Here is a 25457-nt window from a genome sequence, read left to right as displayed (position 1 = left end):
TAAAAATGATTTTAATAGCTTTATAAAAAACAAAAAATAAATGAGGTATAAACAATTGAAAACAGGTAAACCAAATATGAAAAAATATAAGAAACTAAAGAGAAAACTACTCTTTTTGTTTTTGGGTATAGTACTATTTAATTCCCAAATAATAGAAGCACAATCAAAAGCAGAAAAAGACAATTTTCATATTTTTATTCTCATGGGGCAATCTAATATGAGTGGTTATGGAGAACTATTTCCCGAAGATAAATTGCCTATAGAGGGTGTTAAAATGTTAAGAGGGTGGACTAAAGAGGGCAAAAACTTTACTTGGGAAACCGCAAAACATCCCATACACAATCGTTTACCAAGTAATCAGTTTGGTTTGGCTGGGCCATTTGCAAAGGCTTATAAAAAAGCTCACCCAGGGGTTAAGGTTGGTTTAATTCCTGTAGCCTTTGGTGGTGCAGAAATTGCAACACTTAGCAAAGGAGGCCATGTTTATAAAGATGCTATAAATAAAATAAATTGGGCCGCGAAACAAGGTGTAATTAAGGGGGTGTTATGGCATCAAGGAGAGTCCGATACTGTAGAGCCAAAGAAAGCTAAAAACTATCAGAAACACCTAAAACAGTTGATACTAGATCTTAGGTCAGACCTTAAAAACAGTAATTTACCCTTTATTGTAGGTAATCTTGCAGAATTCTATGGCACTGGTCCAGACCATAATGCCCCGAAACGAGTAGAAAGAATAAATATGGTAAAGCAAAGCTTAAGAAACATGCCAAACCTATTGCCTAATGTAGCTTTTGTAGAATCTAAAGGGCTTAAAGCAAGACAGCATCATCAAGTACATTTCGACAGAGCTTCATTAATAACTTTTGGCAAGCGCTATGCTGCAGCCTATGAAGCATTGCTTTTACCTAAAGAACCAAGTCGTGTAGAAAAAGAAGATTGGCTATTAAACGCTAGTAGTTATAAAGCGAATGTATATCAGGGAGAACGAAGCGATGAGTTGGTTTTATCCAATGGTCTGTTAAGAAGAACTTTTAGAATTGTACCAAATGCAGCTACTGTTGGTTTTGATAATCTAGCAAATGGCGAATCGCTTTTAAGAGGAGTTAAGCCAGAAGCTATCGTAAAAATTAACGGAGTAACCTATGAGGTTGGAGGCTTAAAAGGGCAACCAAATTATGCCTTTTTAAAGAAAGAATGGATCGATAAATTAAAAACAAGCCCTTCCGCGATGCAGTATTTAGGGTACGAAGTAAGCGAACCCAAAGCTCCTTTTAAGTGGAAACAGGTAAGGTATTATGCAAAAGGTGCAGAGTGGCCACCTAAAGGAATACATTTAAGAATGGATTATTCGATGCCAGAACCTACATCGGTTTTAAAAGGTAATGGCTTGTTACCAAGCGATTATGGTAGAAAAAATTTATATAAAACAGATTTTAAGAGTTTAGGCACTTCATGGAAAACCGTTTACTCCAATTCACACGAACGTTCTTCTTTTGAAAACGAAGGAAAAGTAGGTGAAATTTATACACCTCAAAATACGGCTGTTTATGTTGAAAAAGCTTTTAATACCTCAGCTAAAATTATTGAAGCTTCTTTTGATGTAGGCACAGATAAAAGTACAGACTATGGTCCAGGAATAGCCTTGGCTTGGCCTAATAAAACACTTAAATTTTATTTAAGACCAGGAGGAGATTCTCCTATGTTTGGTCTATGGGATGGACAAAAGGAATACAAGATTTCAGCGAAGAATCAAGAAATAGATATGAGCAAGACATGGACGTTGAGATTTCGTATTACCAACGATATTGTTTTTTGTGAAGCCATGCCTAAAGGAGGAGAATGGATAGTAGTGCAAACATTAAAGCCTTTTAATGCTTCTCCTAATTTAGTAAGAATTGGAAAAACCAATGCCAAAGGACAAGGTGTAGATGCAAAAAATGCCAAAGGAGAACTCGTAAGGTTACATGTAAAGAACTATGCCAGCTATGGAAGTATCGATGTTAATGCACAAGGCATGCAAAAACACAAAGCAAAAGTATCGGTACATTACGAACTTTACGATGGTTTACCTGTAATGGCTAAGTGGATTACAGTTGAAAACCAAGGAGCAAAACCAATTATTATTGATGACTTTACAAGCGAAATTATAGCTTTGGTAGAGTATGGTTCGGCAGTAGATGCAAAAAAATACAATGTACCGAAACCTAATATCCATGTAGAAACAGATTATGCATTTGGTAGTTTTAATGTAGATGATGCCAACCACCATGCAGTTCACTGGGAATCAGACCCAGAATACCTCACCCAAGTAAATTATTTGAGAAAGACACCATGTCTTTTAAAGGTTAGTCCAGAAATTGGCCCGTCGAAATCAGTTAACTCAGGAGAAACTTTTAAGTCATTTCGCACTTTTGTATTGCCGTACGATTCTTATGATAGAGAAAGACAAGGGCTGGCTTTAAAAAAGTTGTATCGTACGTTAGCACCTTGGAGTTCAGAAAATCCATTAATGATGCATGCCCGATTTGCAGATTGGGAACGAGTTAAAACCGCTATAGATCAAGCTGCCGAGGTTGGTTTTGAGATGGTTATACTAACTTTTGGAAGTGGGTTTAATATTGAAGATGATAGTGAAGAGTATATTAACAAGATGAAACAATATGCCAACTATGCAAAAAGTAAAGGAATAGAGATAGGTGGTTATTCGTTATTAGCATCTAGAAGAATAGGTAATGGGCAAGATGTGGTAATGCCAAAAGGACAGCGCCCAACTTTTGGAAATGCACCTTGTTTAGGAAGCGAATGGGGGCAAAACTATTTTAAAAAATTATACGCTTTTTACGAGAAAACAGGTTTTACATTATTAGAACATGATGGCTCTTATCCAGGAGACGTATGTATGTCTCAAGACCATCCAGGACATAAAGGTTTAGAAGATTCTCGATGGGAACAATATCAAACCATATCTAAATTTTATCAATGGTGTCGTGAAAATGGAATTTACCTTAATATTCCAGATTTTTACTATATGACAGGAGGTAATAAATGCGGAATGGGATATAGAGAAGTAAATTGGAGTTTACCTCGTAACCAACAGTTATTGCATACAAGACAAAATATTTTTGATGGCTCATGGGAAAAAACACCATCTATGGGTTGGATGTTTGTACCACTTACAGAATATCATGGTGGTGGAGCAGCAGCAACTATCGAGCCGTTAAACGAACACCTATCTCATTACGAAATGATGATGACAAGTAACCTAGGAGGTGGAGTTCAAGCTTGTTATCGAGGGCCACGACTTTTCGATTCTAATAAAACCAAAAACATGGTTTCTAGAGTAGTAACCTGGTATAAATTGCATCGAGAAGTTCTCGAAGGAGATATCATTCATTTAAGAAGGGCAGATGGTCGTGATCTTGATTATTGGTTAAATGTTAATCCAAAAGGTGTAGAGAAAGGGATGCTCATGGTTTATAACCCAACAAACAAAGAAATATCCAAAACCATCAAAGTACCACTTTACTACACTGGGCTTAAAGACAAAGCAAAAGTACAAATAGAAGATGGAAAAGTAAAAACAATGGATTTAAATAGAGACTATTCTATAGAATTAGAAGTTAAAGTAAAAGCGAATAGTTATTCTTGGGCGGTTATAAAATAAGTTTAAAAACTTTTAAATATTAGAGATTTTTGTAATAAAAAACTCAAGAAAAAATCTATTTTTTTAATGAGGCTGTCTCGAAAGTATTAAAATTTGTCATTTCGACTGTAATGGAGAAATCTTATTTATCGAATTTCAGTATTTTAGGCTTTTCGATAACTTCGTTAACTACTAAAATCAAAATATATTTTGATTTTAGTAGTGCTCAAAATAACAGTTAAATTTACTTTCGAGACAGCTTCATTTTTTGACTATTATATCATTTCAAAAGAAAATAATGATTTTTTTTTCTTTCTTTAGGAAAATAAAACATAACCTTTGTTACAGTTTTCTATTATAAGAAGATAGAAAGAAAAAAAAGCGTTTTATTACGATTATTTCAAACAAAAAATAATATTACTTTATAAGAACTGCTAACAGATGCAACATTTAAAAAACAGTGGAGATAACAAAAAAAATGTATCTATTCTAAAAGCTTTTAAAACAATTATTTGGCCGAGACGAAAACTGGTTTTTATTGGATTAATATTAATTGTAATAAAAAGTTTAGCAGGCTTAATTTTACCTTGGCAAAGTAAAATATTATTAGACGAGGTAGTTCCAAATAAAGACTTTCATCAATTATATACTCTAATTGGCATTGTTTTGTTAGCCATTTTAACACAAGCAATTACCTCTTTTTTATTAACGAGAATTTTAAGTGTACAAGCACAATATTTAATATCCGAATTAAGAGCACAAGTACAAAAAAAAGTATTGTCTTTACCCATTAGTTTTTTTGATAACACAAAATCTGGCGCATTAGTTTCTAGAATTATGAGCGATGTCGAAGGCGTTAGAAACCTAATAGGTACAGGTTTAGTACAGTTAGTAGGAGGCACCATTACAGCGATAATTTCTTTAATTATTTTAATAAACCTAAACCCTTGGATGACTTTATTCGTCTTTTTACCCATTTCTATTTTTGGAATTGTGGCATTAAAAGCATTTAAATTTATTCGCCCAATTTTTAGAACTCGTGGTAAAATTAATGCAGCAGTAAAAGGAAGACTAACAGAAACCTTAGCAGGAGTTCGAGTCATAAAAGCTTTTAATGCAGAAGAACAAGAAAATACAGTTTTCGAAAAAGGAGTAGATAAACTATTTAAAAATGTAAAAAAGAGTTTAACGGCCACTGCATTAATGACAAGTTCTTCCACTTTTTTAATAGGAGTAGCAACCACTGGAATTATGGGAATTGGAGGTTATTATATGATTTATGAAGAAATGACTACTGGAGAGTTTCTATTCTTTACATTAATTCTTGGTTTTATGATTGCGCCTATTGTGCAAATGAGCAATATTGGCAGTCAGTTAACAGAAGCTCTTGCAGGTTTAGACAGAACAGAAGAATTAATGAATATGTCTGCAGAAGAAGACAATAAAAACAGAACGATTGTTCTAGAAGACGTAAAAGGCGAAATTGTTTTCGATCGCGTTTCTTTCGCTTACGAAGAAGGAAAAGAGGTGTTAAGTAACATTAGTTTTCAAGTTCCAGCAGGCTCTGTAACTGCGCTGGTGGGGAGTTCTGGTTCAGGAAAATCTACCATTGCAGGTTTATCTGCTACATTTTTAACGCCAAAATCAGGTAAAGTTACTATCGACAATAACGATATATCTAAAGTAAAATTATCTAGTTACAGAAAAAATTTGGGCGTGGTTTTACAAGACGAATTTTTGTTCGAAGGCAGCATTAGAGAAAACATTCTATTTCCAAGACCCAATGCCACAGAACAAGAATTGCAAAATGCTGTAAAAGCATCGTATGTTTATGAATTTACAAACCGTTTCGAAAAAGGTTTAGATACCCTAATTGGCGAAAGAGGTGTAAAACTTTCAGGAGGTCAGCGACAACGATTGGCAATTGCAAGAGCGATTTTGGCGAACCCCAAAATTATTATTTTAGACGAAGCAACCTCGAATTTAGACACCGAAAGCGAAGCCTTAATTCAAAAAAGTTTATCAAAATTAATAAAAAACAGAACCACCATTGTTATTGCGCACAGGCTAAGCACAATCAAACAAGCAGACCAAATTTTGGTTGTAGAAGCAGGCAATATCGTAGAAAGAGGAACCCACGAAGAGTTGATACATCAAAAAGGAAGATATTTCGATTTGTACACATATCAAGCAAAAATTTAAATTTATTTTTTGGGTATTTAACAGGCTTTCGCTAGTCGCTTTTTATTTGTCTAAGGGCATAAAAGAGCTCAAACAGATCGCTTGTCTTAAGCGCAGTCGAAAGGCTCTATCCCTAACGTGCTCACTAAAACTCAATAAAAACAGTTCTTTTGTCATTTCGAGCTTGTGGAGAAATCTCAGGAATTAATTTATTTTATAAGATTTCTCCACAAGGTCGAAATGACATTCCACTCTTTATTTTTAAAAAATGGATATTTTTATAATTTTAATTATGTTGGGAATCTGAATTTACATTACTTTGTAATTATTAAATTCAAAATTCGACTTTAGCAACAAATAAAATCAAACAAAATAATGAAAAAAATAATTTTACTTCTAATTATCGCAGTTGTAGTTTCTTGTAAAAACGATTCAAAAACAACAACAAAAAAAGAAAAAACAGCCACCGTTAAAAAAGAACATTATCCAGATCAATTAAGTAAAGTTTTTGATGCTCATGGAGGAATTAAGGCTTGGAGAAATGCCAAAGTATTATCTTTTAATAAAGGAGAAGAAGTACATACAACAGATTTAGAAACCAGAAAAATAGTTATTAATGCGCCTAAATATTCTTTAGGTTACAATGGAAAAGAAGTTTGGTTAGACGAAACTGAACAAGGTGCTTACAATGGAAATAAAGATTTTTACTACAACTTATTTTTCTATTTCTATGCCATGCCATTCGTTTTAGCCGATGATGGAATTACTTACGAAAAAGCAAACGATATTACTTTCGAAGAAACAAATTATCTAGGATATAAAATTTCTTATGCTTCAAATAAAGGAACTTCGCCAGACGATAATTACATTATTTATTACAATCCGAAAACCTACCAAATGGCATGGTTGGCTTATACAGTTACTTTCAATTCGAAAAAACCAAGTGACAAATACAATCTAATTCGTTATAATTCTTGGGAAAACGTAAACGGATTGGTTTTACCAAAGGCAATTACCTGGTATAAAAAAGACGAAAACGGAATGCCAACAGAGCCAGCAAGACCAGCAACAGAATTTACGATGCCACTAATTAGCCAAGGAAAATTAGCAGATTCTTTTTTTGAGAAACCAGTAAAATAAATGCTGTTGGTTCTCGAGCGCAGTCGAGAAGAGTTGTAAAACTAGAGTTTCAAATAAATTGCGACTGCGCTCAATGGAATGTTTAAATTAGTAACGTAATAATAAGTAGTGTATTAGACAATTGATGTTAAACTCATGTTTATAAAACCTCGTAAAAACCTCGGAGCAAAATGTTTTCGAGGTCTTTTACAGTAATTTCAAACAAGAAATCGCATTATTCTATTTTTTTAACAGGTACTTTTTCTAAATCGTAAATGGCATTAGAAACATCAACTCGAAACCACTGCTTAAACATTTTGTAAGTACGTTTTTTTGGCCAGTTTTTTCTATCGTCAAACCAATCTTCAAGTTCTATTTTAAAATAGATATCAAACTTCTTTTTTAAATAAGTTTCAATATCATCATAATAATTGCTGTTAATTAAATAAATATTTACTTCATCTACATCAGTTTCATCAATTTTATCGTTAGGATGCACTTTATTATACCAATCGATAAATGGTTGTAAAGGTTTTAAAGAAATTGCAGATCTATTAATATAATTTTGGTTAAACTCCGTTTCTATAAAGGTTTTTTCTAGCTCTTGATGGTTAGATAAATATACTTCTTCTTTTTGTGTAACTACAGTTAAGGTTAGTGAATTGTTTTTTTCATAAAGCTCAAAATCAATTATAAAATTTTTAAACTCTTTAAAATTGGTTTGCTTATGCTGTATCATCTTTTTTAATAAAGGGTAATTGGCGATTTCATCTTTAATTAAAGAGATTGTTCTTTCAAATTCATTTTTATCAACAATAAAACTCATATTCGCAAAATTCCATGCGCTTATTGCAAAATCGAAAATATCTTCCTGATATTCAAAATATTGGAATTCACTTGCAAAAGGTTCTATAAACTCTTCAAGAAGTGAAGAGTATTTTACATTTTTACCTTCGTTAGTTTTATGATTTAATAAACTAACAACTTTATTTTTCTTCATATTTTAAGATATTTTGGTAAACATTAACATAATAGTCGTGATACTTTGGTAGTAAAATGTTTTCGAGGTTTTTTGTATTTTTTAAAACAGCTAAATCAAATAATTTTAAATCGGCAACTTCTTCTATTTGCATTTTTAAGTTTTTTATGGGTACTTTTAATTCTGCAATAAAAACATGATGAAACTCATTATCTATAATTCCGTTTGCGTGAGAAACTTGGTGAATTCTTGTGCCAATTTTTTTAAAATCGGTTTCTTTTAGTTTTAAACCAATTTCTTCGAAAACTTCTCTTTTTGCAGAAGATAAAATAGATTCTCCCGATCTAATATGCCCTGCTACAGAAACATCCCACAAGCCTGGAAATACTTTTTTTGTAAAAGCTCTTTTTTGGAGCAAGATTTTTTTATCGGCCGTAAAAAGCCAAACATGAATTGTTCCATGAAACCAACCGTTTTTGTGTGCTTCTGACTTTAAAGCCGTTTTTCCTGTTGGTTTTCCATCAGGAGTTAGAATGTCTATAATTTCGTCCATTTTACAAATTTAAAAACAAGCTAAAATGCAATTTACCAATTTATTAAAATCTTCTTTCGTGTTGTATAAATGACAAGAAAGACGAATGTAGTTTCCTCTAAAAGAAATAAAAATATTTTCTTCTTTTAGTTTGGTTTTTAGTTTGTCGATATTTAGTTGTTTGGGTAATTCAACTCCAAATAAATGATGCGTTCTAAAATTATCTTCTTCAATAAAACAGCCTATTTTTTTTAGTTTTAAAACGGCATTTGCAGTAATTTCTTTACAATATTCTTGAATCGATTTTGGGGTCCAGTTAATAATTTGTTTTAAGGCCTCAATTTGCATTTTTATATGAATAAAACTTGCATGTTCGCCAACAGAATATCTATTTGCTAAAGGTTTGTATTTGGGTTGGTAAGAAGTTAAATCGCTCATATTTTCGCTATTTAGGCGATTGGACCAATTTTCTTCTAACGGATTTCCGTTATCGAAATATGTACCAAAATAAGCGTAACCACAACCATAAGGACCAAAAAGCCACTTGTAACCTGCACAAATTAATGCATCTGGTTTTATTTCTTCTACAGAAAAAGGCAAAGCACCAATAGATTGACTCCCATCTATAATTAATAATGCATTATTTTCGGTAGCTTTTTTTCTAATAGATTTTAAATCGAACAAAGTTCCATTTGCCCAATGAATATTTCCTAAAGTAATAACAGCTGTTTTATTAGTAATTGAACTTACAATTGCTTCATTCCATTTTTCTCCTCTGTTTTTAGTTGTTTTTGGCATCGAAACAAGGGTTAGTTTTGCGTCAAATTTATCTGCCAATTTTTCCCAAACATAGTAGTTACTTGGAAATTGACTTTCAACTAAAAGAATCTCATCACCTTTATTTAAAGTAATGTTATTTGCAACAGTTGCCAAACCATAAGAAGCAGAAGGGATGTTTGCTATTCTGTTATAATCGTTAACATTAATTAGTTTTGCAAACAGCTTTTTTACTTCTTTTACAGGTTCAAAATAACTGTCTCCAGTAATTTTATAAGGATTACTTTTTTCTAAAACGCCTTTAATTCCTGCTTGTTCTACAGCTTTAAAAGAAGGAGATTGACTTGCAATATTTAAATACGTAATTTCTTCTGGAATGCTAAAAAGATGTTTTTGGTTTGTGAGTTTCATATTAAAAAGTTAGCTACAAATTTTACAGACTTAGTTGTAAAAATTGTATCGAAATTTAGTTAATCAAAATAAGAAAAAGTTTCTCCGTCTTTAATTTTTAATAAGGTTTCATAAATCATTTTAATTACATTTTCTACATCTTCTCTATGCACCATTTCTACAGTTGTGTGCATATAACGTAAAGGCAAAGAAATAAGTGCAGAAGCAACACCACCATTGCTATAAGCAAAAGCATCTGTATCGGTTCCTGTGGCTCTAGATAATGCAGATCGTTGGAAAGGAATCTTTTTTTCTTCGGCAGTTTGGGTAATTAAATCACGTAATTTTTGTTGTACAGCTGGTGCATACGCAACCACTGGTCCTTTTCCAATTTCTAAAAGTCCGGCTTTTTTTTGCTCGATCATTGGAGTGGTGGTGTCGTGCGTTACATCTGTTACAATTGCCACGTTCGGTTTAATTTTTTGTGTAATCATTTCTGCACCTTTTAAACCAATTTCTTCTTGAACAGAATTTGTAACGTACAATCCAAAAGGTAACTTTTTCTTGTTTTCTTTTAGCAAACGTGCAACTTCGGCAATCATAAAACCACCCATTCTATTATCTAAAGCTCTACAAACAAATTTGTTGCCATTTAAAATATGAAAAGTATCTGGATAGGTAATTACGCAACCTACATGAATTCCTAAATTTTCTACTTCTTCTTTTGTAGCACAGCCTGTATCAATAAAAATATTGTCTGGTTTTGGAGCTTCTTCTTTACTTTTATCTCTTGTATGAATTGCTGGCCAACCAAAAACACCTTTTACGATGCCGTTTTTGGTATGAATATCTACAATTTTACTGGGTGCAATTTGGTGGTCTGAACCACCATTTCTAATTACATAAATTAAACCATTGTCAGAAATGTAATTTACATACCACGAAATTTCATCTGCATGTCCTTCAATAACCACTTTATACTTTGCATCTGGATTTATAACACCAACAGCAGAACCATAAGTGTCTGTAATAAATTCATCTACATAAGGTTTTAGATAGTCCATCCAAATCTTTTGCCCTTCCCATTCGTAGCCAGTTGGAGCAGCATTGTTTAAGTATTTTTCTAAAAGGTAAGTGATTTTTTATTTAATATCGATTTTTTTGCCATAATATATTTCAATTTTGTGTAAAAATAAAACGTTTTTTTTGATTTCAATTCAAATAAAATGCAAAAACTTGTAACAAAAGTTGTTAATTGCACACTAATGCTATAAGTAAAATAAAATAAACCAAGAGAATGAAACTAGTAATAAAAAACTTAACAAAGGTTTATAAAAACGGAGTAAAAGCAATCGATAATTTAAGTATCGAAATTGGCACAGGTATGTTTGGTTTGTTAGGGCCAAATGGTGCAGGAAAATCTTCTTTAATGCGAACGATTGCAACATTGCAAAGCCCGGATTCGGGTTCCATTACTTTTGGAGATATTAATGTTTTAGAAGATAATATGTCTTTAAGAAAGGTCTTGGGTATTTGCCACAATCTTTTGGAGTGTATCCTAAAATGTCGGCAGAAGATTTATTAGATTATTTTGCTACTTTAAAAGGAATCTCTAACAAAGAAGAAAGAAAAGCCATCGTAAAAGAAGTATTGGAAATTACAAATTTATACGATGTAAGAAGAAAACACGTTGCAGGTTATTCTGGAGGAATGAAACAACGTTTTGGAATTGCACAATTGTTATTAAACAATCCTAAATTAATTATTGTAGATGAGCCAACTGCTGGTTTAGATCCGGCTGAAAGACATCGTTTTTTAAACGTTTTACGTGAAGTTGGTACGAATTGTACTGTAATTTTTTCGACACATATTGTAGAAGATGTAAAAGAATTATGTAACGAAATGGCCATTTTAAATGGTGGTAGAATTTTAAAACACACAACTCCTTTAGCGGCAACTAAAGAATTGGAAGGTACAATTTGGACAAAAATTATTCAAAGAGACGATTTAGATGTCGCTGAAGCAAGTTTTAATGTTTTGTCTTCTAACTATAACCAAGACAATACTTTAAACATAAGAGTACATAGCTTAGAAAAACCTTCGGAAGAATTTGTGGCTTCGAAACCACAGTTAGATGATGTTTATTTTATCGCTTTAAAACAAGACGAGGCAGTTTTAGCTTAATGAAAATGACACAAGAATCAAGACAGAAACTTGATAAATAAGATTCAAGACAAATTTTGAATTTAAAATTTTATTTTTTGAAGAAACAAAACTTCTAACATTTCTACTTTTAATATTTAATATTATTTTATGTTTTCAACAATATTCAAACAAGAATTAAAATACTGGTTTAATAGACCCGTTACTTATATTTTTGCAGCTATTTTCTTTTTTATTGCCGCTTTTTTATCGGCAAGTTCTGCAGGTATTTTCGATAGTTTAACGGTTACAACAGGTTCCTCGAAAATTGTAAATTCTCCAATGGCAATAAACGATTTGTTTAATGCGATGGCTATTTTACTATTTTTTCTATTTCCTTCTATTATTGGAGTTGCGGTTTATAGAGATTATAAAAGCAATATGCACTCTATTTTGTATTCGTATCCGTTTTCGAAATTTAATTATTTATCAGCAAAATTTTTAAGTGCATTTACCATTGTATTATTAATTATTTTAGTTGCAGGTCTTGGCTTATTTATAGGTTTTCGACTGCCAGGAACCAATCAAGAACTGGTAAGTTCTTTTAATTTTGCAGCCTATGCACATGCTTACTTTGTGTATATAATACCCAATGTTTTATTATTTGGCGCCATTGTTTTTGGTGTAGTAACATTTACAAGAAATATTGCAGCGGGTTTTATTACTGTGGTTTTATTACTATTTGTACAATCTATTGCAGAGAGTTTTTTGTCAAATCCAGATTTGCGTTTTTGGAGCGCTCTTTTTGACCCATTTGGAAGCCAAGCAGCAAGTTATTACACACGTTATTGGACAGTTGCCGAACAAAACGAACTAATGCTGCCTTTAAAAGGTGTAATTATTTACAATCGATTATTATGGTTAGGTGTCGCAACTTTGGTAATGTTAGGGGTTTATAAAGTGTTTTCCTTTAGCCAAAATGCATTTACACTTAGCTTTAAAAAGAACAAAGGCGAAAGATCTACCAAACAAAATTTTGGAGGAATTACAAGAATTAATTTACCAAAAGCAACCTACGATTACTCTTTTTGGAACGATGTAAAAACAATGTGGAAGCTTTCGAATGTAGATTTTAAGTACATTGTTAAAAGTTGGCCATTTATAGCAATTTTATTAGTGGGTTTATTTTCATTAATAATAATGGCAAATACAGCTGGCGAAATTTTTGAAACAAAAACATTGCCAACCACTTGGCAAATGTTATTACTTCCAGGAGGTACGTTTACTTTCTTTATTAATTTGTTAACTTTCTTGTACGCAGGAATGTTAATTAGAAGAGGAGAAATTACAAGAGTAAATCATTTGGTAGATGTAACTCCTGTAAAAAACGGGACACTCTTACTGTCTAAATTTATTGCAATATTAAAAATGCAAATTGTTTTATTGTTTGTAATAATGGTTGCAGGCATGGCGTTCCAAGCCTATAAAGGTTATTATAATTTTGAAATAGGGCATTATTTATTTGAACTTTATGCCTTAATGTTTATTCACTTTGCAATTTGGGCGTTGATGGCAATGTTTATTCAAACCATTGTTAAAAACCAATATTTAGGGTTGTTTATCTTATTAATATTGTTAATAGGTATTCCATTATTATCTTTAGCTGGTATAGAACAAGCTGTATTTAAATACAACCAAGCACCAGGTTATCGTTATTCTGATATGAATGGTTATGGAGCCGCATTTAGCAAGTACTTTACCTATAAAACCTACTGGTTTGTTGGGGAATAGTGTTGTTAATGCTAGCAAAATTACTTTGGACGAGAGGAATTCCCAACTCATTTTTAGAACGTTTACAAATAGCAAAGAAAAGAGCAAATGGCAAAATAACAGCAGCTATTGTTGTTTTATCGTTAGTGTTTTTAGCAATTGGAGGAAGAATTTATTATGAAACAAATTACCTAAACACCAATATTTCTGCTAAAGAAGCCGAAAAATTACGTGTTCAATGGGAAAAAACATATAAAAAGTTCGAAAAATATGCACAACCAAGAATTGTGGCAGTAAAGGTAGCTATGAATATTTTTCCGAAAACGAGAGATTTTACATCTTCTGGAACTTATAAAATGATAAACAAAACCAACGAAGCCATAGATAGTATTTTCTTAAGCCATAACGATTATCCTAGTAAATTTACTTTTAACAAAGCAATAAATTTGGTGTTAGAAGATACAATTTACAATTTCGATATTTATCAACTTAAAAAACCATTACAACCAGGAGATAGTTTAACCCTTTCTTTTGAAGTTAAAAATGAAAAAAACACATTTCTAACGAATAAATCTCCAATAAGAGAAAACGGAACCTTTGTAAATAATTTTCAGCTATTTCCATCATTGGGTTATTCATCAGAAAGAGAATTGTCTGACGATCAAACAAGAAAAAAATACGATTTGCCACCCAATAAATTAAAGCCAGAACCTACAGATTCTACAGCCTTAGGAAATACGTATATCTCTAGAGATGCAGATTGGATAGATTTTGAGGCAACCGTTTCAACCTCTAAAGAGCAAATTGCAATTGCACCAGGATATTTGCAAAAAGAATGGGTAGAAGGCGATAGAAGATATTTCCATTACAAAATGGATAGTAAAATTTTAAATTTCTATGCTTTTAATTCTGGAAGATACCAAGTGAAAAAAGACAAGTGGAAAGATGTAAATTTAGAAATTTACTACCATAAACCACACACGTATAATTTAGATAGAATGATAAAGGGAATGAAAGCTTCTTTAGAATACAATACAAAGAATTTTAGTCCTTATCAACATAAACAAGTAAGAATTATAGAATTTCCAAGAACAGCAGGCAGTTTTGCACAATCTTTTCCAAACACAATTCCGTTTTCAGAAGGCGTTGGTTTTATAGCAGATGTAAACGATGCAAAAGATGGTGGTGTAGATTATCCTTTTGCAATTACGGTACACGAATTAGCGCACCAATGGTTTGCGCACCAGGTAATTGGCGCAGATGTTTTAGGAGCAACTTTAACCTCAGAAAGTATGTCGGAATATGTTTCTTTAAAAGTAATAGAAAAGAAACAAGGTAAAACAAAAATGCGTAAATTTTTAAAAAGCGCATTAGATGGTTATTTAAGACAAAGAACTTTCGAGTCTAAAAGAGAAAAACCATTAATGTATAACGATGGGCAAGGCTATATTCATTACCAAAAAGGTTCTTTAGTTTTATATGCAATAAGCGATTATATTGGCGAAGAAAACTTTAATGGAGCGATTAAAAAATACGTAAATAAAGTAAAATTTCAAGAGCCACCTTATACAACTTCCGTAGAAATGGTTAACTTTATTAGAGAAGCAACACCAGATTCTTTACAATACATTATTAAAGATATGTTCGAAACCATTACTTTGTATAAAAATAGAATTGTAGATGTAAAATCTACAGAACTAGAAAACGGAAAATACAAAGTAAACATAGAGTTTGAAGTGTCTAAATACAGAAATAATGAAAAAGGAAAACGTTATTATAGCGATAACAAAAAAGATTCTATTTCATATACAAAAGAAGGCTCTAAAAATCCAATTTATTCAGTTCCTTTGGCAGATTATATAGATATTGGTATTTTTACAGAAGAGGAAGTGGATGGTAAAAAAGAGGAAAAAGTACTCTATTTAAAGAAACATAAAATTACTCAAATTAACAATAAAATTTCCATTATTGTAGATAAGAAACCAACAGAAGTTGGTGTAGATCCTTATAACAAATTAATCGACACAAAGTCCGACGATAATAGAAGAAAATTGTAATGGATACATATGACAAAACAAATTAAAATAACAACTGCTTCTATGCTTTTTTTAGCAGTGGTTGTTTTTCATTTATATGGTCTTGTAAATAGTAACGAATGGGCTTTTTTTACAAAACCTTTTTTAATGATTACTTTAACCATTGTGTATTTAGTTTCGGTTAAAAAACCTAATTTCTGGTATGTTTCTGCCCTGTTTTTTTCTTTTTGGGGAGATGTTTTTTTGCTCTTTAAGGAAAAATTTTTCTTATTTGGGTTGGCATCATTTCTATTGGCACATGTTTTATTTATAAAAATTTCAACAAGTTTTTTAAAGAAAGTAAAACCTTATAAACTATTGATAGTTTCAGTGCCGTTTGCACTTATTTTTATAAGTTTATTAAGCGTTTTAAAAGACGGTTTAGGCAATTTATTGTTGCCTGTAATTATTTACGGAATTACCATTTCTACTTTCGGAGTAGTTGCACTTTTAAACTACTTGCAAGAGAAAAGCACAGCAAATCTATGGTTGTTTTTAGGAGCATTTATTTTTGTAATTTCAGATAGCGTTTTGGCTATTAATAAATTTTATGAAGCAAAAGAAATGTACGGATTTATAATAATGGCAACCTATGTTGTGGCTCAATATTTAATTTGCAAAGCATTTATAGTAAAAGGGGTATAGAGTAGCGTATTTAAACCGAAAATATTATTAACAAAAAAAGCAACTACTTTTGTAGTTGCTTTTTTAGATAGGGGTAAACTTCTATATTTTTAAACGATTGTTGTTAGGGCAACTCAAGTAAAATTGTCTATTTACCAGTTAGGGGTTAAATATGTGTTTTTAATATATTTATTTCAAACACAATGCAATTATAATAAAAAAATGTTAAAAAATAAAATAATTTTAAAAAAATATCTTTTTATTGCGATGAATTTAATTTTTAGATGATATTTTTTTCTTTAAAAAGAAACTATTTTTTAGCTATTAAAGAAAAAATCTTTTCCCAATCAACGGAATATTTTTCCTTTCAATATAGAGCACAATTAGTGCCACAACCAGCGATAAACAAGCCGAACCAAATAACAAACCACCATCATTATTATGAGGGATGCCAAGAATTGTGAAGTGAGAAAAAATAGCACCAGCCATTAAACCAACAATCATAGTTGCTCCGAGCCAAACCGTTTTTGGTATAAAAAAAAGAATACAGGCAATCAATTCTAAAACACCAACACCAACTCGTAAATAAGCTTCATTTTCTCCTGCCAATTTTGTAAATAATGCAACACTTTCTTCTGCGCCCGAAAATTTATAAAAAAGTGTTTGTAATATAATTACAGCAATAATTACTTTAAAAACGAAGATGCCTTTGCTAAACATTTTAAACTGAATTTTGTTTTTTTTTAGACGAATTATTTATTTGAAGCTTACGTAATACCATTTATCATTTGAAAAATCCTATAATAAATCGCCTTTTTTTCTTTTCTATTTCAGAATAAAAAAACCATAGCTAAGGCTATGCTTTCGTTTTCTTCTTTATATAAAGAAAAAAAACATCCATTTCTTTTCCAGTAATTTCAAACAATAACTGGTATAATTCATAAAAAAAGTAACTTTGCAAGAAACTTTAAAAATGAAAAACTTCGTTTATTTTATTTTTTTCTGTACTGCTTTTTCGGCTTGCAAAAAAGAGGCTCAAGCCCAACTTCAATTTTTAGATGAGTATCTTTTACAAGATTCAATATATGTTAAAAACACCTTAGTAGGTGGTTTATCTGGCTTAGATAAAGCAAACGGATTTTACTATTTTGTGGTAGATGATGCAAAAAATCCAAGGTTTTTAAAAGCACAAATAAGTATCGAAGCAAACAAATTTAAAGCAGTAACTTTTAAAGATGTTGTGTTTTTAAAAGATTCTACCCATACATTTTATACCAATAATTATTTAGATTTAGAATCTATTTTTGTAGATGAAACTACCAACGAAGTAAACTTTGTAAGCGAAGGTTCTATAAATTATAAAAATGCTCCCACGATATTTACTACAGATTTTAAAGGAAATTTTATCGAAAAATTTTCACTTCCAAAACCTTTGATAAACGAACAAAACATGCATCATAATACCACTTTTGAAGCCTCTACTAAAAGTTTTGATAAAAAAGGGTTTTGGATAGGAATGGAAGGTGTGTTAAAATCTGATGGAGTAGAACCCACTTTTACAGCAACCAATTCTCCGATTAGAATTACTTATTTCGATAAAAAATCGAAAAAAGCGACAAAACAATTTGCTTATCAATTAGAAAAAATTACCAAACCAGCAAAAGGAAATATAAACTTAAATGGCGTAACTGCAATTTTAGAATATAAAAAAAATCGTTTTTTTGTGGTAGAAAGAACCTACCAAAATGGTTATGGAAGCTATGGAAATATCATTCGAATTTTCGATGCTCAAGTCGAAGAAAAATCGACAAACATTATTGCAATAGATTCTTTGCAAACCACAAATTTTCAACCTCTAAAAAAACGCCTTTTATTTAATTTCGAAGCAGTTCAAAACAAATTAACAAACGGTATTATAGACAATATAGAAGGCATAACATTTGGTCCCACATTAGCCAACGGAAACCAAACGTTAATTTTAGTTTCCGACGACAATTTTCAAGCATATGGAAAACAATTAAATCAATTTATTTTGTTAGAAATTACCAACAAATAATGCTTATTTTTACTCCAGTTTTGTTACGCTGGAAGCGTCTCACAGTTAGAAATTACTAACAAATAATGCTTATTTTTACTCTCTTAGAATTTATATTTCCGAATGAAATTTACAAAACTAAAACACAATATTCTTCAAAAAAAGTTCGACAAAACTTTACAACAATCTATAGAAAATAGAATTTTTTCTAAAAAGAAAATACAATCTGTAGCAATTTTAACCACAGAAGAAATTTCTTCGAAGTTAGATGTTTTATCGATTATTGAAAAAACATTAGAAGTTAGAAATGCAAAAATATACAGTTTTAGACCCTATAATAAATTAAATAAATTCTCTTACAAACATTTCTCTGAAAACGATATTAATTGGAAAGGAGAATTTTTTCAAGAAAATTTTAATAGTTTTTTAGAACAACCTTTCGATTTGTTAATTGGTTATTTTACCAAGCCCAACCTGTATTTAGAGAGTGCAGTTTTACAATCGAAAGCATCTTTTAAAGTTGGTTTTTCGAACATAAACTCAAACTTATTTGAAATAGAAATTTCCGAAGATGTTTTAAATATCGGTAAATTTACTTTAGAGTTAAAAAAATACCTTCAAATTATTAAAAAACTTTAAAATTAAACTTTAATTATAAAGTTGTTTATTCTTTCTAAGAATTTAGAAAAGTATAAAAATATACATCTTAAAAGTGTAATTTTGTACCTCTAAAAATAAAAAATAATGCAAGAATTTATTGGAACAGGAGTTGCCTTAATTACACCTTTTAAAGAAGATTTTAGTGTAGATTTTGATGCACTTGTAAAATTGGTAAATTTCAACATAGAAAATGGTACAGATTACCTAGTAATTAATGGTACAACAGGAGAAAGCGCCACCATTTCGAAAGAAGAAAGAAAGCAAATTATAGAGGTAATTGTAAAAACAAATCAAAAACGTTTGCCTTTGGTTTTAGGAATTGGCGGAAACAATACCTTAGAAGTTGTAAAAGAAATAAAAAATACAGATTTAACAAATATCGACGGTATTTTGTCTGTAGCACCATATTACAGCAAGCCAACACAAGAAGGGTTTTATGAGCATTTTAAAGCAATTGCACAGGCTACAGAAAAACCAATTATTTTATACAATGTTCCTGGAAGAACAGCAAAAATATGGAGGCTTCTACAACCCTTCGTTTGGCAAAAGATTTTAAAAACGTAGTGGGTGTAAAAGAAGCAGGCAATAATACACAACAATATTTAGAATTATTGCGCGATAAACCAGCAGATTTTTTAATTATTTCTGGCGACGACGATTTGGCTTTAGGAGTAACTTTAGCAGGAGGTTCTGGAGTTATCTCTGTAATTGGGCAAGCATTTCCAAAAGAATTCTCTACCATGATTAATTTTGGTTTAGCAGGAAAAAATAAAGAAGGCTATGCCATTCATTTTAAAATGATGGAAATTATCGACTTAATTTTTGCTGAAAATAATCCAGCAGGAATAAAAGCCGTTTTACAAGAATTACACATTTCTTCGAATCGAGTAAGACTGCCATTGGTTTCTGCAAGTGAAGCACTACAAACTAAAATAGCAAAATTCGTAAAACAATTTTAAAACAGTTTGCAACAAAATTAATTTTTATTTATAGCAATATATAGAAATTAGAGATTGGTTAAAATAGATTAAAAATAAAATTGTAACAACTTACAGAAGAAATGTTAATTAAAAACTTCAATTATAACTAAAAAGAAGAGGTAAGATTAACAAACTTTTAGGAACACTTTACACTTTTTTTGTTGTTTTGTGATGGTAATTTTACAGTACAATAGAACCCTATAAAAAATCGTTTTATTTTCGAAAAAAGTTTTATTAAGCTTTTTTAAAATTGTCTTGCAGAACCTGTTTCAGAAACAAAAAGAAAAGAAATATTTAAGAAAAAATAAATTCTTTTATAATCCATTATTAATCACTAATTTTGCCCGATGCAAAAAATTAAAAATTTAGCGTGTTTATTTACACTTAGTTTACTACTGTTTTCTTGTGGTGAATATCAAAAAGTATTAAATAAAGGTACTACAGCAGAGCAGTATAAAATGGCCGTAAAAATGTACGAAAGTCAAAAATACGGTAAAGCTTTGCGTTTATTCGAGAAAATAACACCAGCTTACAGAGGAAAACCTCAAATGGAGCGTATTCAATTTATGGTTGCGCAATCTAACTTTAACGAAAAAATTATACGTTAGCAGGTTATTATTTTGATCGTTTTACAAAGAATTATCCAAAAAGTTCTAAAAAAGAAGAAGCGGCATTTTTATCTGCAAATAGTTACAAATTAGCCTCTCCACGTTTTAGTTTAGATCCAACAGATACCAACAAAGCATTGGAATCTTATCAAAATTTTATAAATACCTATCCAGATTCAGATAGAATAGAAGAAGCAAATAGAGATTATAAAGAACTCCGTTATAAATTAGAGAAGAAATATTTCGAAATTGCAAAAACATATTATAGAACTGCAGATTACGATTCTAGAAATTACAATGCCGCGATACAAGCTTTCGATAATTTATTAGAAGATTATTTAGGAACAGCGTTTAAAGAAGAAGCCTTGTACTATCGTTTTAAAGCAGCAAACGATTTTGTTTTTAAAAGTACAGATAGAAGAAAAAGTGAGCGTATTAAAAATGCAATAGATGCTTATGAAAAGTTGCTAAGAAGTTTTCCTGAAACAACTTACTTAGAAGACGCTAACGAAATGTTAGCAAAACTTCAAAAAGAAAAAACAAGAATAGATGCTTTAATAGCACAAATGAAAAAATTAGAAGACACTCAAAAAGGAAAATAATTATGGATTATAAAGATACAAAAGCGCCTCTAACAACCATTACTTACGATAAGAATGAATTAGAAGCACCTACAGAAAATATTTACGAAGCAATTTCTATCATTGCAAAAAGAGCAGAGCAAGTAAATTCTGATTTAAAAAAAGAATTGGTCGAAAAATTAGACGAATTCGCAACTTATAACGATAGTTTAGAAGAGGTATTTGAAAATAAAGAACAAATAGAAGTTTCTAAATTTTACGAAAGATTGCCAAAACCTACTGCAATCGCGGTAGAAGAATGGTTAAACAATAAAATATACCACAGAACTCCAGACGCGCAATAATGTCTGTCTTAAGCGGAAAAAAAATTCTTTTAGGAATAACTGCTGGAATTGCCGCTTATAAAACGGCAAGTTTGGTTCGTTTATTTATAAAACTAGGCGCAGAAGTTCAAGTTATTATGACTCCTGCGTCTAAAGATTTTATAACACCTCTTACACTTTCCACACTTTCTAAAAATCCTGTTTATTCTACTTTCTACGATAAAGAAGACGAGAATGAACTCTGGAATAATCATGTAGATTTGGGGCTTTGGGCAGATTATATGATTATTGCACCAGCAACAGCCAATACCTTGTCTAAAATGACCAATGGTACTTGCGATAATTTGTTGTTAGCCACTTATTTGTCTGCAAAATGTCCTGTTTACTTTGCACCAGCAATGGATTTAGACATGTACAAACACCCATCTACAAAACAAAGCCTAAAAAAGTTAAAAGACTTTGGAAACCTTCTAATTCCTGCAACTTCAGGCGAATTGGCAAGTGGTTTGGTAGGAGAAGGAAGAATGGCAGAGCCCCAAGACATTGTTTCCTTTATGGAAAAAGATATTTTATCTAAATTACCCTTAAAAGGAAAAAAACTATTATTAACAGCTGGCCCAACTTACGAAGCAATAGATCCTGTTCGTTTTATAGGCAACCATTCTTCAGGAAAAATGGGATTTGCAATTGCAAAAGCAGCCGCAAATTTAGGAGCAGAGGTTTTCTTAATTACTGGACCTTCCCATCAACAAATAAAACATTCTTTTGTACATAGAATCGATGTAATTTCTGCAGAAGAAATGTACAAAGCATCACATACATATTTCGAAGAGGTAGATATTGCCATACTTTCTGCAGCAGTTGCCGATTATAAACCAAAAAATATTGCTACACAGAAAATAAAAAAGACAGATGCTTCGTTAGAGATTCAGTTAACACCAACAAAAGATATTTTGGCTTCTTTAGGAGCAATTAAAAAACATCAATTTTTAGTTGGTTTTGCTTTGGAAACAAATAACGAATTAGAAAATGCAAAAGGCAAGCTAACTCGAAAGAATTTAGATGCAATTGTGTTAAATTCTTTACAAGATAAAGGTGCAGGTTTTGCGACAGACACAAATAAAATTACGATTATTGATAAAAATTTGAATGAAAAATCATTCGAATTAAAATCGAAACAAGAAGTTGCAAAAGACATTATTAACGAAATTATTAAGAAACTCTCTTAATATTTCTTGTCTCCTCGAGCATTATTAAAAAATGAAATGGTTTTCAGTTTGAAGATAAAAGCGTAGCTTGCGAGAGGTTTTTTAGTTAGTTCTCAACTGCATACAAACAGATATTAAAATACAATAAAGTGCAAAAAATAGTAATTACTTTTTTATTCTTTTTCTTAATTTTAAGCAGCAATGCTCAAGAATTAAACTGTTTGGTTACCATAAATTCAGAGCAAATTGCAGGTTCTAACAAGCAAGTTTTTACAACACTTCAAAAAGCATTAACAGAGTATATCAACCAAACCAAATGGACAAATAAAACGGTAAAACCAGAAGAACGTATAGATTGTGCCATTACCATGATTATTACTTCCAGAGAAAACAATAATTTTAAGGCGACGCTGCAAGTACAATCTACAAGACCTGTGTATAATTCTAGCTATGCAAGTCCTGTTTTAAACTTAAAAGACAACGATTTTTCTTTTAAATACAACGAGTTCGATCCATTAATTTACAACAGAAATTCTTTTGATAGCAATTTGGTATCTACCATAGTATTTTATGTAAACATAATTTTAGGATTAGATGCCGACACTTTTTTAAAGTTTGGTGGAGAAGCACAATTAAAAGAAGCACAAAACGTAATGTTACAAGCACAACAAAGTGGTTTGGCAACTTGGCAAAATGTGGTGGGCAAACAAAACAAATATTTATTGATAGACAATTTGTTGTCTCCAAAACTAAAATCGTACAGAAACACGCTGTACAATTACCATAGGAAAGGTTTAGACCAGTTTTCTTCGAATAAAGATGTTGGAAAACAAGAGATTGAAAACAGTGTTATTGCTTTGCAGAATATTTATAATAAATCGATTGGAAATTACTTAATTCGTTTGTTTTTCGATGCAAAAGGAGATGAATTGGTAAACATTTATTCAGAAGGTCCAGTAACCAGAAACAAAAACCAATTGATACAAACTTTAAGAAAAATATCTCCAAACAACAATTCTAAGTGGAGAAAAATGGATTAAGATACTCCTTCCAACAAATAACTTGGGGTTACTTCTAAGATATTTGCTAATTTAATAAGTGTTTCTACTTTTAATTGTGTTTTACCACTTTCTAATTTGTAATAAGCAACTTGGCCAATTCCTAAGAAGTCGCCAATATTTTCTTGTGTATATTCTTTTTGCAATCTTAACATTCTAATTTTTTCTCTTACTTTTTTTGTCTTATCCATTATTATTAATATTATTATGGCTAAGGGGGATTTTTAAAAATAAGTAATAAAGAAATACAACACAATCCCTGAATACCGTATATTTTTTACATCCCTGAACTCAGGGATGCTTATCCCTGTATTCAGCTACTCTAAAAAGTAATAAGCCTTTATTTATAAGGGTTTAGAGGTGGTTTGTTTTGCCGATTTTTTCGTTTTAAAACACCATTAAAATACTTTGTGTAAAAATTTAAAACTAACAAAAACGACTACTTAGGCTTTATTACTACACTTAAATACTATATTAAAAAGTAATAATTTATCACTTTTTAGATATTGACAAGTTGATTTTTCTGTTTTATTTTTAGAAACTACACCATGTCTAATACTAATTATTTAGAAACTTAGTAAAATAGCTTAAGAAAAAGAAAAATGAAACAACAAATATTCCCTAAAGAAATTATAGAAAGTACGGTTGAAGTGCATCAATTTAAACACAGTAACAAAAGTAAAATTATTTACAGCATTATTTTGTTGACCTTAATTTCTGCATTGATTTCTTTGCCTTTTTTTTATCAATGTTACTATATATAGCACTTCTCAAGGATTAATTAGACCTGACAAGGAAAGAATACTTTTAGAAAGCAGTAATAGTGGAAAAGTAATTTTTCATCAACTTAAAAACAATCTTCAAATAAAAAAAGGAGACACCTTATTACTGATAAATAATTTAGCAATTACTCAACAAATAAATACGACCACAAACTTAATAAGTGAAACCAAAAATTTTGTAGAAGATTTAAAACTATTATCCAGTCAAAAAAGAATCGCAAATAAATTACAATCTTTAAAATATAAACAAGAATATAACTTCTATCAACAAAAATTGGGTGAATTAAATACTCGCTTTCAAAAAATAAAAGAAGATTATAATCGGAGTCAAAAATTATTCGATAAAGGAGTAATAGCAAAAGTAGCACTCAATAATAGCAAACTAGAATACGATTTATCTTTAAATGCTATTTATCAATATAAGAAACAACAATACAGCAGTTGGCAAGCAGAATTAGTGAACCAAAAAAATCAATTAAAAGAATTAGAAAACAATCAAGTACAATTAGAAGAAACGAATAACTTATCTGTTATTAAAGCTCCAGTTTCAGGTACTTTATTAAACGTAAAAGGAATTGAAAAAGGAAGTTTTGTACAAAATGGAATTCAATTAGCAGAAATTTCACCGAAATCTGATTTAATTGTTGAATGTTATGTCAATCCAATAGATATTGGTTTATTAAAAAAAGAAAATAAAGTAAATTTTCAAGTAAGTGCTTTTAATTATAATCAATGGGGATTAGCCAATGGAAAAATTGAAGAAATTGGAAACGATGTTCAAATGATTAATAATACACCAATGTTTAAAGTCATATGTTCATTAGACCAAAACTTTTTACAACTAAAAAATGGATTTAAAGGACAATTAAAAAAAGGAATGTTTGTAAATGCTCGTTTTGAACTTACAGAACGCTCTCTTTTTGATTTATTGTATGATAAAATGGATGATTGGGTAAACCCTACAAATCAAATTACAAAAAAATAATATTG

Annotated in this window: 20 protein-coding genes and 4 pseudogenes; 18 read left to right on the top strand and 6 right to left on the bottom strand. The window is 30.7% G+C overall.

Annotated elements, in window-relative coordinates; genetic code table 11:
- Nucleotides 1-76: 76 nt before the first annotated feature.
- The 3 genes from JL193_RS03905 (at nt 77) to JL193_RS03895 (ending at nt 6964) form a co-directional block, all read left to right on the top strand.
- Complete coding sequence (locus JL193_RS03905; RefSeq protein WP_207972577.1) at nt 77-3664, top strand: sialate O-acetylesterase; 3588 nt, start codon at nt 77-79, stop codon at nt 3662-3664.
- Nucleotides 3665-4084: 420 nt separating this feature from the next.
- Nucleotides 4085-5845, top strand: coding sequence for an ABC transporter ATP-binding protein (locus tag JL193_RS03900; protein ID WP_207972576.1), 1761 nt, complete (start codon nt 4085-4087; stop codon nt 5843-5845).
- Nucleotides 5846-6199: 354 nt separating this feature from the next.
- Entirely contained in the window at nt 6200-6964 is a 765-nt protein-coding gene (locus tag JL193_RS03895) for a DUF6503 family protein (RefSeq protein ID WP_207972575.1), read from the top strand.
- Between the two features lie 214 nt (nt 6965-7178).
- Here the strand turns inward: JL193_RS03895 and JL193_RS03890 are convergent, their stop codons facing one another.
- The 4 genes and pseudogenes from JL193_RS03890 to JL193_RS03875 all read right to left on the bottom strand — a co-directional run bounded on the left by JL193_RS03890 (nt 7179) and on the right by JL193_RS03875 (nt 10789).
- The gene (locus tag JL193_RS03890) at nt 7179-7943 is read right to left on the bottom strand and encodes a hypothetical protein (RefSeq protein ID WP_207972574.1); all 765 of its coding nucleotides are present in this window, start codon (nt 7941-7943) and stop codon (nt 7179-7181) included.
- Nucleotides 7930-8475 (bottom strand): NUDIX hydrolase, encoded by a 546-nt coding sequence (locus JL193_RS03885; RefSeq protein ID WP_207972573.1) that lies wholly within the window; start codon nt 8473-8475, stop codon nt 7930-7932. Before JL193_RS03885 ends, JL193_RS03890 begins: the two co-directional genes overlap by 14 nt.
- Nucleotides 8476-8484: 9 nt before the next feature.
- Complete coding sequence (locus tag JL193_RS03880; RefSeq protein ID WP_207972572.1) at nt 8485-9642, bottom strand: aminotransferase class V-fold PLP-dependent enzyme; 1158 nt, start codon at nt 9640-9642, stop codon at nt 8485-8487.
- A 59-nt stretch (nt 9643-9701) separates the two neighbouring features.
- Nucleotides 9702-10789 (bottom strand): annotated as a pseudogene (locus tag JL193_RS03875) (M42 family metallopeptidase).
- 129 nt (nt 10790-10918) lie between these two features.
- On the opposite strand from JL193_RS03875, the pseudogene JL193_RS17555 reads away from it, so the two are divergent.
- From JL193_RS17555 to JL193_RS03860, 5 genes and pseudogenes are all read left to right on the top strand, one after another.
- Nucleotides 10919-11346: pseudogene (locus JL193_RS17555) on the top strand (ATP-binding cassette domain-containing protein); the annotation flags it as partial.
- On the top strand, nt 11332-11805 hold the full coding sequence (locus JL193_RS17550; protein WP_437440089.1) for an AAA family ATPase: 474 nt from the start codon (nt 11332-11334) through the stop codon (nt 11803-11805). The pseudogene JL193_RS17555 and the gene JL193_RS17550, both read left to right, overlap by 15 nt.
- Before the next feature lie 129 nt (nt 11806-11934).
- Nucleotides 11935-13554 (top strand): ABC transporter permease, encoded by a 1620-nt coding sequence (locus JL193_RS17440; protein ID WP_367890027.1) that lies wholly within the window; start codon nt 11935-11937, stop codon nt 13552-13554.
- Nucleotides 13555-13562: 8 nt separating this feature from the next.
- The gene (locus tag JL193_RS17435) at nt 13563-15590 is read left to right on the top strand and encodes a M1 family aminopeptidase (protein WP_367890026.1); all 2028 of its coding nucleotides are present in this window, start codon (nt 13563-13565) and stop codon (nt 15588-15590) included.
- A gap of 9 nt (nt 15591-15599) precedes the next feature.
- Nucleotides 15600-16253 (top strand): lysoplasmalogenase, encoded by a 654-nt coding sequence (locus JL193_RS03860; RefSeq protein WP_207972571.1) that lies wholly within the window; start codon nt 15600-15602, stop codon nt 16251-16253.
- A gap of 303 nt (nt 16254-16556) precedes the next feature.
- On the opposite strand, the gene JL193_RS03855 is transcribed toward JL193_RS03860, so the two are convergent.
- Nucleotides 16557-16952, bottom strand: coding sequence for a DoxX family protein (locus tag JL193_RS03855; protein WP_207972570.1), 396 nt, complete (start codon nt 16950-16952; stop codon nt 16557-16559).
- A 253-nt stretch (nt 16953-17205) separates the two neighbouring features.
- Between JL193_RS03855 and JL193_RS03850 the strand changes: the two genes are divergently transcribed.
- The 8 genes and pseudogenes from JL193_RS03850 (at nt 17206) to porD (ending at nt 23667) form a co-directional block, all read left to right on the top strand.
- Nucleotides 17206-18288, top strand: a complete 1083-nt coding sequence (locus JL193_RS03850) for an esterase-like activity of phytase family protein (RefSeq protein ID WP_207972569.1) — start codon at nt 17206-17208, stop codon at nt 18286-18288.
- 102 nt (nt 18289-18390) lie between these two features.
- Nucleotides 18391-18906 carry a DUF6913 domain-containing protein gene (locus tag JL193_RS03845; protein WP_207972568.1) on the top strand — a complete coding sequence of 172 codons (516 nt, stop codon included), beginning with the start codon at nt 18391-18393 and terminating at the stop codon, nt 18904-18906.
- 105 nt (nt 18907-19011) lie between these two features.
- Nucleotides 19012-19886: pseudogene (gene dapA / locus JL193_RS03840) on the top strand (4-hydroxy-tetrahydrodipicolinate synthase).
- 368 nt (nt 19887-20254) lie between these two features.
- Complete coding sequence (locus tag JL193_RS17095; RefSeq protein ID WP_243456825.1) at nt 20255-20515, top strand: outer membrane protein assembly factor BamD; 261 nt, start codon at nt 20255-20257, stop codon at nt 20513-20515.
- A gap of 44 nt (nt 20516-20559) precedes the next feature.
- Nucleotides 20560-21117, top strand: a pseudogene (locus tag JL193_RS17545) (outer membrane protein assembly factor BamD); the annotation flags it as partial.
- Between the two features lie 2 nt (nt 21118-21119).
- A complete protein-coding gene (locus JL193_RS03830) occupies nt 21120-21440 on the top strand; it encodes a DNA-directed RNA polymerase subunit omega (protein WP_207972567.1) in 321 nt (106 codons plus the stop codon).
- Complete coding sequence (gene coaBC / locus JL193_RS03825; RefSeq protein ID WP_207972566.1) at nt 21440-22648, top strand: bifunctional phosphopantothenoylcysteine decarboxylase/phosphopantothenate--cysteine ligase CoaBC; 1209 nt, start codon at nt 21440-21442, stop codon at nt 22646-22648. The genes JL193_RS03830 and coaBC overlap by 1 nt, the downstream gene beginning before the upstream one ends.
- Before the next feature lie 128 nt (nt 22649-22776).
- Nucleotides 22777-23667 carry a type IX secretion system protein PorD gene (gene porD / locus JL193_RS03820; protein ID WP_207972565.1) on the top strand — a complete coding sequence of 297 codons (891 nt, stop codon included), beginning with the start codon at nt 22777-22779 and terminating at the stop codon, nt 23665-23667.
- On the opposite strand, the gene JL193_RS03815 is transcribed toward porD, so the two are convergent.
- Complete coding sequence (locus JL193_RS03815) at nt 23664-23876, bottom strand: helix-turn-helix domain-containing protein (protein WP_207972564.1); 213 nt, start codon at nt 23874-23876, stop codon at nt 23664-23666. The two genes, porD and JL193_RS03815, sit on opposite strands and share 4 nt — an antisense overlap.
- Before the next feature lie 411 nt (nt 23877-24287).
- Here JL193_RS03815 and JL193_RS03810 point away from each other — a divergent pair, with 411 nt between their 5' ends.
- Both JL193_RS03810 and JL193_RS03805 read left to right on the top strand, forming a co-directional pair.
- A complete protein-coding gene (locus JL193_RS03810; RefSeq protein ID WP_207972563.1) occupies nt 24288-24449 on the top strand; it encodes a hypothetical protein in 162 nt (53 codons plus the stop codon).
- A gap of 292 nt (nt 24450-24741) precedes the next feature.
- Nucleotides 24742-25452, top strand: a complete 711-nt coding sequence (locus JL193_RS03805) for an HlyD family secretion protein (protein WP_207972562.1) — start codon at nt 24742-24744, stop codon at nt 25450-25452.
- Nucleotides 25453-25457: the final 5 nt, after the last annotated feature.

This window comes from Polaribacter batillariae (assembly GCF_017498485.1).
Classification (GTDB): domain Bacteria; phylum Bacteroidota; class Bacteroidia; order Flavobacteriales; family Flavobacteriaceae; genus Polaribacter; species Polaribacter batillariae.
This window is presented reverse-complemented; position numbering and strand designations above follow the sequence as displayed.